This window comes from Stenotrophomonas sp. Steno-Z10-BAI, from assembly GCF_056393115.1.
Map to the genome: position 1 here is coordinate 105,765 of NZ_JBWJOZ010000001.1, position 13,579 is coordinate 119,343.

Here is a 13,579-nt window from a genome sequence, read left to right on the forward strand (position 1 = left end):
GGCCAAATGCGAGCAGGACAGCGACAAATGGTAAACTGTGCGGCCGGCCTCTGCGCCGGGACCGCTCTTTTCCCCCGCCAAACCCCTACTCTGCCTTTACGGGAGCTTTTCGCCATGCAGAAACCCGCCGTCACCGTCATGGTCAAGGCCGCCCGCCTCGCCGGCAACGTCCTGTTGCGCAACATCAACAAGCTCGAGGCGTTGAACGTCGTGCAGAAGGGCCGCATGGACTATGCCAGTGAAGTCGATGCAGATGCGGAAAAGGTCATCGTCAAGGAACTCAAGCGCGCCTATCCCGAATACGGGATCATGGGTGAGGAAGGTGGCGTGCAGTCGGTCAACCGTTACATGTGGGTCATCGATCCGCTGGACGGCACCAGCAACTACCTGCGCGGCTTCCCGCATTACTGCGTGTCCATCGCCCTGGTCGAGAACGGTGAGCCGATCGACGCGGTGATCTTCGATCCGCTTCGCAATGAACTGTTCACCGCCAGCCGTGGTGCGGGCGCGGTGTTCAATGACCGTCGTATCCGGATTGCCGAGCGCAAGGATCTGGGCGGCGCGATGATCCATACCGGTTTTGCACCGCGTGAGCGCCAGCGCACGAGCGCGCAGCTGAAGGCGGTGGACGCACTGCTGGTACAGGCCGAAGACGTGCGCCGCACGGGTTCGGCGGCGCTGGATCTGGCCTATGTGGCCTGTGGCCGTGCCGATGCGTACTTCGAGGCCGGTGTGAAGGCCTGGGACATCGCCGCCGGTGTGCTGCTGGTCCGTGAGGCCGGTGGCCGTGTGTGCGATTTCAAGGGCGCGACCCCGGCCCGCATGGACAGCCGTGGTCCGGAAACCCAGCAGATCGTCGCGGGCAACGTGAAGATCAGCGATGCGCTGCAGAAGGTGCTGGTCAATACGGGCTACGCGGCGGAGTTCGACGCGAAGTTCTGATCGGGCTGGATCTGATCTGCAGGATGACGGCGCCTTCGGGCGCCGTTGTTGTTTGTGGGCTGTCATCGTGCGCCGTTCTGGACGCGTCATAGCGAGCCTGGCTCGTCGTGCTTCGGTAGTGCCGACCGCTGGTCGGCTGCTGTTGAATGCTGGCAACGGTAACGGCAACGGCAGCGGCAGCGCTTCCATTGCTGAGGGCGAGAGGCCGGTGGGTAGCCTGGGCCAAGACGCGCCGTAAACCCATCCCTGGGGGCTCGTGGGCGCCATCCATGGCGCCCTGACGGTCTTGGCCCAGGCTACCCACCGGCCTCTCGACAGATCTCGATGTGGCGGATGGGAGAGCTCAACGCTCCTGACATCTACTGGACGGCACTGACATTTTTTGGTCGCGGGCGCTCGCCCAACAAAAAACGCCCGGCGGGAGCCGGGCGTTCTGCTCTGCGCACTGCGGTGTGGGTTACACCACGGTGTTGTTGGCGGCGCGCAGGGCGGCGATGCGCTCGTCCAGCGGGGGGTGGCTCATGAACAGCTTCTTGGCGGCGCCGCCGGCGATGCCGAAGGCGGCGATCTGGGTCGGCAGCGTGCTCTGGCCGTGGTTGACCTTCAGGCGTTCCAGGGCGGCGATCATCTTCTGGCGGCCAGCCAGGTGGGCGCCACCGGCGTCGGCGCGGAATTCGCGGTGACGGGAGAACCACATGGAGATCATGGTGGCGAACAGGCCGAACACCATTTCCAGGACGAACACGATGATGTAGTACGCAAAGCCGCGGCCGCCGCCTTCGCGGTTGCCGGACAGGGCGCTGTCGATGAAGCCGCCGACGATGCGGGCCAGGACGATCACGAAGGTGTTGAGCACACCCTGCAGCAGGGCCATGGTAATCATGTCGCCATTGGCGACGTGGGCGATTTCATGGCCGAGCACGGCTTCGGCTTCGTCTTCGCTCATGTTGTGCAGCAGGCCGGTGGAGACGGCGACCAGGGCCTTGTTGCGGTTGGCGCCGGTGGCGAAGGCGTTGATTTCCGGGCCTTCGTACACCGCCACTTCGGGCATGCCGATGCCGGCTTCACGGGCCTGGCGTTCCACGGTGGCCAACAGCCAGCGTTCGGTCGGGTTGCGCGGCTCGGTGATCACGACGGCGCCGGTGGAGCGCTTGGCCATGAACTTGGACAGCAGCAGCGAGATGAACGAGCCGCCGAAACCGAAGATGGCCGCGAAGACCAGCAAGCCGCTCATCTGGTTGGGATTGACGCCCAGTACCGACATCACGATGCCGGCCAGGATCAGCACCGCAAAGTTGGTCAGCAGGAAGAGAGCAATGCGACTGAACATGGGAAAAGGACGCTCATGGGAGGTTGATGAGTGCAAATCTGCGGTGACTTCAGCTTGAATTCAAGTCGCAAACTGACCGACGATTCATAGTCCATGTCTGATTCCTCCTATTGCGGGCGCTTTGCGCCCTCGCCTACCGGCCCCCTGCACCCCGGCTCGCTGCTGGCGGCGCTCGGCAGTTGGCTGCTCGCCCGCCACGCCGGCGGCCAGTGGCTGGTGCGCGTGGAGGACGTCGATCCTCCTCGAACGGTGCCTGGCGCGGTGAGCGGCCAACTGGCCGCACTGGCCGCCTTCGGGCTGTGCAGTGACGGGCCGATCGTCCATCAGAGCCAGCGCGATGCGCTGTACCAGGGCGCGCTGGACCGGCTGCTGCGCGAGGGCAAGGCGTTTGCCTGCCACTGCAGCCGCAGCGAGCTGGCCGCGCAGGGCGGCATCCATCACCACTGCGTGGCCCGCGCCGCGCGTGCGCAACCGGCGGTGCGGCTGCGGGTGCCACCGGGCAGCGTGGTGGGGTTCGACGACGGCTTGCAGGGCCGCATCGTGCAGGACGTGCACTCCGAGGTCGGCGATTTCGTGCTGCGCCGGGCCGATGGCTTCTGGGCCTATCAGCTGGCAGTGGTGGTCGACGATGGCGCGCAGCGCGTGACCGACGTGGTGCGCGGGGCCGATCTGCTCGAATCCACGCCGCGCCAGATCCTGCTGCAGCAGGCCCTGGGTCTGCCGACACCGCGCTACCTGCATCTGCCGCTGCTGCTCGGCCCGGAGGGGCGCAAGCTCTCCAAGTCCGAGGCGGCGCTGCCGGTGGACCCCGCCCAGCCGCTGCCAGCGCTGCGCCGGGCATGGGCGCAGCTGGGCCAGGATCCGGCGATCGGTGCAGGGGCCGATGAGGTGGGCGGGTGGCTTCGGCAGGCGGCCGATGGCTTTGATCCGGCGCGATTGCCACCGGGCGACATTCCGCTGCCGCACGCCGCTGGCGAGGCCGCCCCTTTTGCCCGCTGATGTTGCAGAATCCTGTTCCCCCTTGTTCGCCCTGCCTTTCGGAGTAGCTGCTCATGACATCTCGCGTCGCACTGGTCACCGGTGGTACCGGCGGTATCGGTACTGCCATCTGCCAACGCCTGGCCGACCAGGGCCATCGGGTCGCCACCAACTACCGCGACGAAGCCAAAGCCAAGGCCTGGCGCGAGAAGATGTTGGCGCGCGGCTGCGATGTGGCGATCTTCCCGGGCGATGTGTCCGACCCGGGCACCGCCGAGAGCATGGTGCAGGCCGTTGAAGCGGCGCTGGGCCCGGTCGAGATCCTGATCAACAACGCCGGCATCACCCGAGACACCACCTTCCACCGCATGCGTGCGGACCAGTGGCACGACGTCATCAACACCAACCTCAACTCGGTGTTCAACGTCACCCGCCCGGTCATCGAAGGCATGCGCCGCCGCGGCTGGGGCCGGGTCATCCAGATCAGCTCGATCAACGGCCTGAAGGGCCAGTACGGCCAGGCCAACTACGCCGCCGCCAAGGCCGGCATGCACGGCTTCACCATTTCGCTGGCGCGCGAGAATGCGGGCTTCGGCATCACCGTGAATACGATTTCGCCGGGCTACGTGGCCACCGACATGGTGATGGCCGTGCCGGACGAAGTGCGCGCCAAGATCATCGCCGACATCCCCACCGGCCGCCTCGGCAAGCCGGAGGAGATCGCCTACGCGGTCGCCTTCCTGGTCAACGAGGAAGCCTCCTGGATCACCGGCTCCAACCTGGACATCAACGGCGGCCACCATATGGGGTGGTAACGGCCGAAATTGCTGCACTCCATGTTGCGCAACATAAATGCGGCCCCTTGCTACCTATGGCGGTTGCATAGGCTGCTGCACTGCGCCATGCTGCGCGCCTACTGTGATGAGTGACTGCTTCATGGCTGCGACCCGCATTATCAAGAAGTACCCGAACCGCCGGCTCTACGACACGGAAATCTCCAGCTACATCACCATAGAGGATGTGCGCCAGCTGATCCTGGACGGTGAGGACTTCGAGGTGCGTGATGCCAAGAGCGGCGATGACCTGACCCGCTCGGTGCTGCTGCAGATCATCGCCGACCAGGAGCAGGACGGCGAACCAATGCTGTCCACCCAGCTGCTCAGCCAGCTGATCCGCTTCTATGGGGACTCGCTGCAGGGCTTCATGGGCAATTACCTGGAGCGCAGCATGCAGGTCTTCCTGGACCAGCAGCAGCAGTTCCGCCAGCAGATGGGCAATCTCCTCGGCCAGACTCCCTGGGCGATGATGAACCAGCTGACCGAGCGCAACATGGAGATGTGGCAGGACTTCCAGCGCAACATGGGCACCGGCTTCGGCGGCCGCCCGGGTGGCACCGGGACAGGTACCGGCACGGGTACGGGTACGGGTACCGGCAAGAAGCCGGAAACGCCGGCACCGGGTGCAGGCAAAACCCGCCGCTGAGCCCCCGGCGTGGCGCAACAAAGAAAAAGGCGCAGCCCTCGGGCCGCGCCTTTTCTCGTTTCGGGGCCGGGCGACGTCACCGTCGCCGGCCGTCCAGCCCTATCGCCGTCCGGCCGCGCGCATCAGCGCTTGGGCTTGGCACAGCCGGTGCAGACCCGCTCGACCTTGTAGCCCTTGGCGCGCAGCTTCTCGACCACGCCGTCGTTGCCGAGCAGATGCAGCGTGCCGACCACCACCATCGTGCCGCCCTGCCCGGCCTGCAGATGCTGCTGCAGCTTGGGTACCCAGGCATCGTTGCGGTCGGTGTTGATGCGCTTGTACAGCTGCGGGTACTGGCCGCGCATCTCGGTGGCCATCGAGGTCCACAACAATTTGTCGTCGCCACGGCGCCAGGCATCGTGCAGCTTGCGCCCCATCTCGTCGCCCTTGCCGGCCTGTTCCAGCGCTTCGGCCACCATCTGCTGCTGTTCCTTGGCCGTCATCCCCGACAGCACCGCGATCTGGGTATCGATGTCTTCCAGCCCGGCGGTCGCCTTGCCGGCACTCGCGGCGCGGGTCATGAAATGGCGATCCAGGCCGAGCGCGGGGTCCAGTCCCATCTTGGTGAACTGGCTCAGGGTGATGGTCAGGCCGACGAACCACGGCTTCATGCCCTGCAGTTGGGCCAGCGGCAGCTTGTTCTCCTGCGCATAGGCCTGCAGCCTGGTCCAGGTCGCGGCGTCCAGGTCGCGTTTGAGCTCCGAACCATCAGTGCGCATCGCGGCCTGCACCATTTTCTGCGCCAGCTGCGGCGATTCCATGTCCTGCGGCGACAGCTCGAACACCACCCGCTGCGAGGCCGTGAACGCCTGGTCGACATCGGCAGAGAGCGGGTAATCGCTCGGCTGCAGCAGATGGAACGAACCCAGCAGATACAGGCGGCTGTCGCCCGGGCCGGTCACCTTCCACAGCAGCGGGACCGGCGGGGTGGCTTTCGCCGCTGTCGGCACGCTCGGCGCCACCGGGCGCGCGTCGGCGCTGCCCGTACCGAACAACAGGCTCGCAGCGATCAGCAACGGGGACACGACACGCGACAACATCGAGATCATCAAGCCTCTCCTTCAGGGGCGTGGTACGCCTGCTCACCTGCGTCCACACGCAGGTCCAGGCGGTTTTCAGGGGGTGTCAGTGGACAGGTCGCGAACGGCGTGAACGCGCACGGCGGGTTGTAGGCGTGATTGAAATCGATCACCACCCGGCCCTGCGCGTCGGGCGCGGGCAGATCGAGATAGCGGCCAGCCGGATAGCTGCCGTGGCCGCTGGTGCGATCGCCGAAGATCACGAACAGCTCGCGCCCAGGCTCGCCGATCGCCTCCAGCCGCCAAGTGTGGCCGTCGCGTTCGAATTCCAGCGTGCCGGCATTGGGCATGTTCGTGGTCAGCCCGGTGATGTCCACGATCGGCAGCGTCTTGCCGGCCGGATGTGGCACGAAGCGCGCGGTGATGCGCCACGACGGGCCACCCGGCCAGTAGGTCAGGCCGGTGAAGTTCGTCCGCGAGGGGGCATCGGCGTGCTTGACCCGCAGCGCGAAGCGCTCACCGCGATGGATCAGGCTGAGCCGGCCCTTGTCGTCACCGAAGGCGATGACTGTCGGGGTGGGATCGCGATCGCTGAAGAAGCGGATGCGGCCGGTGACCGGCTTGCCGTCCACCTGCATCGGAACCCCGCGTTCGGGCGTGAACCAGACGGTGTTGCCGTCACGCGCGACCATGCCCAGCTTGTCCGGGCCGACCGCCAGACGGATGCCGCTGCCCGGCCCACGCCCGATGTAGTGCGCCTTGTATTCCAGCCAGTGGAGGCCAACCAGGCTGGTCCAGCCATCGGCGGCGTGCAGTTCTTCGTAGCGCTGTTGGCGCCACTGCTGTTGTTCGGCGGCGAAGGCCGGATCGATCGCCACCTTCGCCGGTGCCGCCTCGTTCTTTTCGCCGCATCCTGACACGCTCACTGCCAGCAGCAACGCGGCGGCCCACACTCCCCAGTGCTTCATGACCTTCCTCTCAACGTCCGCGCAGGAACCAGCGGTCGATTTCCGCCAGCGAAAAACGCGCCCAGGTCGGTCGGCCGTGATTGCACTGACCCGAGCGTTCGGTGATTTCCATGTCGCGCAGCAGGCCGTTCATTTCCGGCACGGTCAGGCGCCGGTTGGCGCGCACGGCACCATGGCAGGCCATGGTGGACAGCAGTTCGTCGCGGGCACTGGCGATGCGTCGGCTCTGGCCATGCTCGCGCAGGTCGGTCAGCACGTCGCGCAGCAGCGCTTCGGGTTCGGCATTGGCCAGCAATGCCGGAATGCTGCGCACATGCAGTGAGCCCGGCCCAGCGCGGGTGATTTCAAAGCCCAGCGAGGTCAAGGTCTCGGCCTCGCGCTCGGCGGTGTCGGCATCGCGTTCGCCCACCGCCAGGGTGATCGGCACCAGCAGCGGCTGCGCATGCAGGCCCATGCCATCGTGCGCGGTTTTCAGGCGCTCGTAACCGATGCGCTCGTGCGCGGCGTGCATGTCCACCACGATCAGGCCTTCGGCGTTCTCGGCGAGGATGTAGATGCCATGCAGCTGTGCGATCGCATAGCCCAACGGCGGTACGCCACTGTCGGCTGCGGTCACCGGCAGGCCGTTTTCGCTCGGCATCGGCGCCAGGCTGCTGGTCGCTGCGGTACCGCCCGGCGCGCCATACAGCGCTGCATAGGCGGACGGCGCATCGGCCACACGCAACCCCAACGGTGATTGCTGCGGGCGCCAGTCGCCGCCCATGCCACCGCCAGCGCCGTTGCCGGCGAGTGCATAGCCGGTACTGCCCGACGACGGCAGCCCGTAAGCGGGGGCCGCCGTGGCGGCACTCTCGGTGGCATGCACCTGGGGGCCGGCCGCGGTCATGCCGGCACGGGTTTCGGCCAGCGCTTCCTTGAGCGTGCGGTAGACGAAATCGTGGATCAGGCGCGAGTCGCGGAAGCGCACTTCATGCTTGGCCGGATGCACGTTGACATCGACGCGGGTCGGGTCGAGTTCCAGGAACAGCACGTACGCGGGCTGACGACCGTGGAACAGCACATCGCCGTAGGCCATCTTCACCGCATGGGCAACGCTGCGGTCGCGCACCGAGCGGCCGTTGACGTACAGGTACTGCTGATCGGTGCTGGCCCGCGAATAATGCGGCTGCGCGATCCAGCCGTGCAGACGCAGGCCGGCACCGCTGTGATCCACGCGCAGTGCCTGGTTGGCGAAGTCTTCGCCCAGCGTTTCGCCCAGGCGCGCATCCGAGTACAGATCCCCGGGCTTGTAGCGGCGCGAGGGTTTGCCGTTGTGCGACACGCGCAGCTCCACATCCGGACGCGCCAGCGCGAGCGAGCGCAACCACTCTTCGATATGGCCCAGCTCGGTGCGCTCGGCGCGCAGGAACTTGCGGCGCGCCGGCACGTTGTAGAACAGCTCGCGCACTTCTACCGTGGTGCCGGGCGCCTGCGCGCGCGGGGTGACTTCGCCCAGCCGGCCGCCCTCGATATGCAGGGCCGAACCGTGCTCGTCGATGGCGCGGCGCGAGCTCAGGGTGAAGCGGCTGACCGAGGCGATCGACGGCAGCGCTTCGCCGCGGAAGCCGAGCGTCGCCACCGATTCCAGATCATCCAGGCTGGCGATCTTGCTGGTTGCATGCCGCGACACGGCCAACGGCAGCTCTTCCGGAGCGATGCCACCGCCGTCGTCGCGGATGCGGATCAGCCGCACACCGCCCTCTTCCAGGTCGATATCCACGCGGGTCGCACCGGCATCCAACGCGTTCTCGACCAGTTCCTTGACCACGGACGCAGGGCGTTCGACCACTTCGCCGGCGGCGATCTGGTTGATCAGGATCTCAGGGAGTTGGCGGATGCTCATGCGCACCTCCAGGCAGTGGAGGTGGCAAGCATGGCAGCGGTGGGAATTCGGGAAACGGACGTCATCCCGTGATGATAGCGTGCGCCGGGCGGTGCAGCCCGGCGGGGTTACTTGCTGCCGCCCGCCACGGTGCCGGCGGCATCGATGTCAGCCTGCGCGCGCGCGGCGTACAGGGTGCCCGGCGGCGGCTGGCGGCTGAAGAAGGTGTGCACACCATCCAGCACCGCACCGGCGATCTGGCGCTGGTAGGCCGGATCGATCAGGCGGCGCTCTTCATCCGGGTTGGAGATGAAGGCGGTTTCGACCAGCATGGCCGGCATGTCCGAGGTGCGCAGCACCGCGAAGTTCGCACGTTCAATGTTGGGCTTGTGGTTCTTGCCGATCCGCTTCAGGCCGCCCAGCACATGCCCGGCCGCGTCTTCGGAGGCCTTCATGTAACCGCTCTGGGCCAGATCCAGCAGCACGTTGGCCAGGGTGCCTTCGGTCTGCTGCAGGCGCACGCCACCCACCAGATCGGCGGCGTTTTCCTTGTCGGCCAGCCAGCGCGCACGCTGCGAGGAGGCGCCCTTGGTGGAGAGCACGTACACCGACGAGCCGGTCGCGGCCCGGTTCTCGGCGGCATCGGCGTGGATCGAGATGAACATGTCGGCCTTGGCCGCACGCGCTTTCTGCGCGCGCATCGGCAGCGGAATGAACACGTCGCTGTCGCGGGTCAGGTAGGCCTTCAGCCCGGGCGTCGCGTTGACCTGGCGGGCCAGTTCACGTGCCACCGCCAGGGTGATGTCTTTTTCGCGCTTGCCGGTCGGGCCGACGGCGCCGGGATCCTGGCCGCCATGGCCGGGATCGATCGCGATCACCAGTGGACGCATGCCGGCGCGCATCTTCACGCGCGAAGCGTCGCTGGGCATGGCCGGACGCGGGTTGTCCTGCAGCGCCGGGGTCGGCGCGGGCGCCGGAACCGGCGCACTGGCCACGACCGCCGGGGTCGACTGGCCTGCCAGGATCGCGGCCGGCGACGCACTGTTGCTGGCCGCGTTGGCGGTCCCTGCGGCAGCGACGTTGACCGTGGTGGCCGTCGCGGCAGCCGGGCCCGGCGCCGAGGTGGCGACCGTGGCGCTGGCCTGCTGGCGTACCGACGCGGTCAGCAACGCGGTGGCGCGCGCGGCATCGCTGCGTGCCTGTGCCGTCTGGGCGGCGGTCGGTGCAGGGGTCGGTGCCGGCGCGGTGGCCGGCGTCGAAGCCGCTGGCGTGGGCGAAGGTGCTGCGGCCGGGGTGGGCGCGGGCGCACTGGCAACGGTGGCCGCGGCCGGCGCATCGCCCGGCCACTCGATCACCAAGCGCGACTCATTGCCCTGCTTGATCATCTGCGGGCGGAACGGCGCGACCGATTCGGCCAGATCGAACACCACGCGGAACGTGCCTGGCACCGGCTGCCCGGTGCGGACAGCGGTGACCACGCCCTTGGGCGCAGGCAGTGTGAGGTTGCGGATCGCGCTGGAATCCGGGAAATCCACCACCAGCCGGTTCGGACCGGCCAGGGACAGGGTCTTGTAGCCCCCGCTGCCGGCCAGCGAAATCTCCGCACGGGTACCGGTCGCACCGGTCTCCACGGCCACCTGGCGGACTTCGCCCGCCCACGACAGCGCGCTCGCCAGACAGAGTCCGACGGCAGTGCAGAGGGCGGCGAGTGATTTCCCCATTGGCATGGGTCTGGATTCAATCACCGCGCTGAATGAAATGCAACTCCTTTTCCCTTAATAATCCGTAACCTGCCGGTGTTTCCTAGTGTCAGCCGACAGAAAGGGCCTGCAAGTCACCCCCTTGGGGCAGCCGTGCGAGCCATTCACGACCGGCCGGACTGGTGGCGGTGAGCCGGGCGCGACGCCCCTGTCCTTGGATATCCAGGGCCACTTCGAGGTCCGTCGGCGGCAATGCACCGGCACCGCGCTCGGGCCATTCGACCAGCCACAGCGAGGCGCTGCCTTCGTCCAGCCCGAGGAAATCCAGCTCCTGCGCGTTGCCGATCCGGTACAGATCCAGGTGCCAGGCCTCGTGGCCGTCGGCCAGCGGGTAGCGCTCCACCAGGGTGTAGGTCGGGCTGCGGATCGCCCCCTGCACGCCCAGCGCGCGCAGCAGTGCGCGGGCCAGGGTGGATTTACCGGCCCCCAGGTCGCCCTGCAGCTGCATCACCGCCTGCGGCGGCCGGGTCGCGGCCAGCCGTTGCCCGAGCAGGTCGGTGTCTTCGGTCTGCGCGAGGAAAAACTCGATCATGTTCAAACGTCCGGATTGACCAACCGGCGCAGCGGCGCCAGCAGATCGGTGGGAAGCAGGCCCCGCTGGCCGTCACTGGCGGCGGCATCGCCGGCCAGGCTGTGCAGCAATGCGCCGGTGCTGGCGGCATCGAAGGCGCCCAGCCCCTGCGCACGCAGGGCGGCAATGATGCCGGTGAGCAGGTCGCCCATGCCACCTACGGCCATGCCGGGATTGCCGGCGGCCATCACCCGCGGCAGCGCATCGGGCGCGGCGACCACGGTGCCGGCGCCCTTGAGCACCACCACCGCGTGGAAACGCTCGGCAAGCGCTTTGGCAGCCGTGAAGCGGTCGGCCTGCACCTGCGCGGTGCTCAGCCCCAGCAGGCGCGCGGCCTCCCCCGGGTGCGGGGTCAGGATCGCGTCATGGAGTGGCTGCGGCGCCTTGGCCAGCAGGTTCAGGGCGTCGGCATCGATCACCAGCGGCTTGCCGCTGGCCAGCACCTGGCGCCAGAGTTCGTGCGCCCAGTCGTCCTGGCCCAGGCCAGGCCCGATCGCAATCACACCCGCGCGGGGCAGCAGGGCCTGCAGCTCCTGCGCGTCCTGCACGGCATGCACCATCGCTTCGGGCAGGCGCGCCAGCAGCGGTGCGACATGCGGTGACTGGGTCGCCACACTGACCAGCCCTGCGCCGGCGCGCAACGCCGATTCACTGGCCAGCATCACCGCGCCGCCGCTGCCGAGGTTGCCGCCCACGCACAGCACGTGGCCGGATTCGCCCTTGTGGGTGTTGGCGCGCCGCGCCGGCAGCTGCGCGCGCAGGCGCGGTTGCTGCCAGCACTCGGCGCTGTGCTGCACGCCTTGCCCAGCGTCTGCAGGCAGATCCAGCGCGGCCAGGCGGCGACCGCCGACATGCTCCAGCGCTGCGCCGGTATACAGCCCCTGGTGGCGCACGATGAACTGCAGGGTGACCGTGGCACGGATGGCAACGCCCGGCACGTGACCGGTGCGCGCATCCACCCCGCTGGGCACGTCCAGCGACAGCACCGGCACGCCAGCGCCGTTGATGGCCGTGACCAGATCCACCGCGGCACCGGCCGGCGCGCGGTTCAGGCCGATGCCGAACAGCGCGTCCACCAGCAGGTCCATCGGCGGGAGGACGCCATCGAAGCGCCCCACCGCACCGCCGGTGGCGAGGAACGCCTGCTCAGCCCGCTGCGACAACGGGGTAGCCGGCGCATCGGTGTCGAGCCGCAGCACCGTCACCGGGCGGCCGGCTTCACGGGCCAGACGGGCCAGCACGTAGCCATCGCCGCCGTTGTTGCCGGTCCCCACCACCACACCGATGCGCTGCGCCTGCGGCCAGCGCTCCAGCAGGCAGTGCCAGGCGGCCTGGCCGGCCTGTTCCATCAGCGAGGCACCCCCATCGCCCAGCAAGGCACTGGCCTGCGCATCCAGGCGGCGCGCAGCGGCGATATCGAACAGTTCAGCAAGCTGGGGCATGCCGGGATTCTATACTTGTCGCCCAGGCGCAGCCTTGCCGCGCCCTCCCCAGGCTCCGTTTCCGCCCAGGCCATGTCCGCCGTTCCCCTGCCCGCCCCCGTCCATCTGGCCCGTGCCGCCGAACGCATCCGTGCGATCGCGGGCGTGCACGGCTTCCAGCGCTGCGGGGTGTCCGGCATCGATCTGCGCGAAGACGAGGCGCACCTGGCCGATTGGCTGGGCAAGGGCCTGTACGGCACGATGGAGTGGATGGCGCGCCACGGCACGCTGCGTGCGCGGCCGGATGAACTGCTGCCGGGCACGGTGCGGGTGATCTCGGTCGGCATGGATTACGGCCACAAGGACGACGCCGAAGCCTGGGCCACCCTGCACGATGGCGACCGCGCCTACGTGGCGCGCTATGCGCTGGGCCGCGATTACCACAAGCTGATGCGCAACCGGTTGCAGAAGTTCGCCGACAGCATCGCCGCGGAGATCGGGCCGTTCGGCTATCGCGTGTTCGTCGATTCGGCCCCGGTGCTGGAGCGTGCGCTCGCCCGCAATGCCGGGCTGGGCTGGATCGGCAAGCACACCTGCCTGATCGACAAACAGGGCGGCTCGTGGTTCTTCATCGGCGAAATCTACGTCGACCTGCCGCTGCCGGTGGATACACCGGCCAGCGCACACTGCGGCACCTGCACGCGCTGCATCGATGTCTGCCCGACCCAGGCGATCATCGCCCCGCACCGCCTGGATGCACGCCGCTGCATCTCCTACCTCACCATTGAACACGACGGCGCGATTCCCGAGGACATGCGCACGGCGATGGGCAACCGCATTTACGGCTGCGACGACTGCCAGCTGGTCTGCCCCTGGAACAAGTTCGCCAAGCGCACCGACGAGCCGGATTTCCGCGCGCGCAACGATCTGGACACCGCCTCGCTCGCCCAGCTGTTCGCCTGGGAAGAAGATGAGTTCCTGCGCCGCACCGAGGGCAGCCCGATCCGCCGCAGCGGACATGAACGCTGGCTGCGCAACATTGCCGTGGCGCTGGGCAATGCCCCCACCCACGCCGAAACACTGGCCGCGCTGCAGGCACGACGCGAGCATCCTTCGACGATCGTGCGCGAGCACGTGGCGTGGGCGCTGCAGCAGCACGCCAACCGCACCTCCGAGGGATGAAGCATCGCCGCCGACGTGCGACCATG

12 protein-coding genes are annotated in these 13,579 nt (G+C 67.9%); 5 read left to right on the forward strand and 7 right to left on the reverse strand.

Annotated elements, in window-relative coordinates:
* Nucleotides 1–114 precede the first annotated feature (114 nt).
* Entirely contained in the window at nucleotides 115–942 is an 828-nt protein-coding gene (locus tag AC06E9_RS00460; protein ID WP_019182815.1) for an inositol monophosphatase family protein, read from the forward strand.
* A gap of 457 nt (nucleotides 943–1,399) precedes the next feature.
* Here the strand turns inward: AC06E9_RS00460 and htpX are convergent, their stop codons facing one another.
* A complete protein-coding gene (htpX, locus tag AC06E9_RS00465; protein ID WP_121038240.1) occupies nucleotides 1,400–2,272 on the reverse strand; it encodes a protease HtpX in 873 nt (290 codons plus the stop codon).
* Between the two features lie 93 nt (nucleotides 2,273–2,365).
* On the opposite strand from htpX, the gene gluQRS reads away from it, so the two are divergent.
* From gluQRS to phaR, 3 genes are all read left to right on the forward strand, one after another.
* Nucleotides 2,366–3,271, forward strand: a complete 906-nt coding sequence (gene gluQRS / locus AC06E9_RS00470) for a tRNA glutamyl-Q(34) synthetase GluQRS (RefSeq protein WP_478055225.1) — start codon at nucleotides 2,366–2,368, stop codon at nucleotides 3,269–3,271.
* A 53-nt stretch (nucleotides 3,272–3,324) separates the two neighbouring features.
* Nucleotides 3,325–4,065: an acetoacetyl-CoA reductase gene (gene phbB, locus AC06E9_RS00475; protein ID WP_121038246.1), complete on the forward strand. Its 741-nt coding sequence runs from the start codon at nucleotides 3,325–3,327 to the stop codon at nucleotides 4,063–4,065.
* A gap of 121 nt (nucleotides 4,066–4,186) precedes the next feature.
* Nucleotides 4,187–4,732, forward strand: a complete 546-nt coding sequence (gene phaR, locus AC06E9_RS00480; protein ID WP_152153446.1) for a polyhydroxyalkanoate synthesis repressor PhaR — start codon at nucleotides 4,187–4,189, stop codon at nucleotides 4,730–4,732.
* A 122-nt stretch (nucleotides 4,733–4,854) separates the two neighbouring features.
* Here phaR and AC06E9_RS00485 read toward each other — a convergent pair whose 3' ends face one another.
* The 6 genes from AC06E9_RS00485 to AC06E9_RS00510 all read right to left on the reverse strand — a co-directional run bounded on the left by AC06E9_RS00485 (nucleotide 4,855) and on the right by AC06E9_RS00510 (nucleotide 12,392).
* Entirely contained in the window at nucleotides 4,855–5,817 is a 963-nt protein-coding gene (locus AC06E9_RS00485) for a TraB/GumN family protein (RefSeq protein ID WP_461770330.1), read from the reverse strand.
* A 2-nt stretch (nucleotides 5,818–5,819) separates the two neighbouring features.
* Complete coding sequence (locus AC06E9_RS00490) at nucleotides 5,820–6,758, reverse strand: DUF1684 domain-containing protein (RefSeq protein ID WP_478055226.1); 939 nt, start codon at nucleotides 6,756–6,758, stop codon at nucleotides 5,820–5,822.
* Nucleotides 6,759–6,768: 10 nt separating this feature from the next.
* On the reverse strand, nucleotides 6,769–8,640 hold the full coding sequence (gene mutL / locus AC06E9_RS00495; RefSeq protein ID WP_478055227.1) for a DNA mismatch repair endonuclease MutL: 1,872 nt from the start codon (nucleotides 8,638–8,640) through the stop codon (nucleotides 6,769–6,771).
* 107 nt (nucleotides 8,641–8,747) lie between these two features.
* Nucleotides 8,748–10,340, reverse strand: coding sequence for an N-acetylmuramoyl-L-alanine amidase (locus AC06E9_RS00500; RefSeq protein ID WP_461770331.1), 1,593 nt, complete (start codon nucleotides 10,338–10,340; stop codon nucleotides 8,748–8,750).
* Nucleotides 10,341–10,428: 88 nt separating this feature from the next.
* The gene (gene tsaE / locus AC06E9_RS00505; RefSeq protein WP_121038264.1) at nucleotides 10,429–10,911 is read right to left on the reverse strand and encodes a tRNA (adenosine(37)-N6)-threonylcarbamoyltransferase complex ATPase subunit type 1 TsaE; all 483 of its coding nucleotides are present in this window, start codon (nucleotides 10,909–10,911) and stop codon (nucleotides 10,429–10,431) included.
* A 2-nt stretch (nucleotides 10,912–10,913) separates the two neighbouring features.
* Nucleotides 10,914–12,392 carry an NAD(P)H-hydrate dehydratase gene (locus AC06E9_RS00510; RefSeq protein WP_121038267.1) on the reverse strand — a complete coding sequence of 493 codons (1,479 nt, stop codon included), beginning with the start codon at nucleotides 12,390–12,392 and terminating at the stop codon, nucleotides 10,914–10,916.
* A 72-nt stretch (nucleotides 12,393–12,464) separates the two neighbouring features.
* Between AC06E9_RS00510 and queG the strand changes: the two genes are divergently transcribed.
* Nucleotides 12,465–13,553 carry a tRNA epoxyqueuosine(34) reductase QueG gene (gene queG, locus AC06E9_RS00515; protein ID WP_478055228.1) on the forward strand — a complete coding sequence of 363 codons (1,089 nt, stop codon included), beginning with the start codon at nucleotides 12,465–12,467 and terminating at the stop codon, nucleotides 13,551–13,553.
* Nucleotides 13,554–13,579 lie beyond the last annotated feature (26 nt).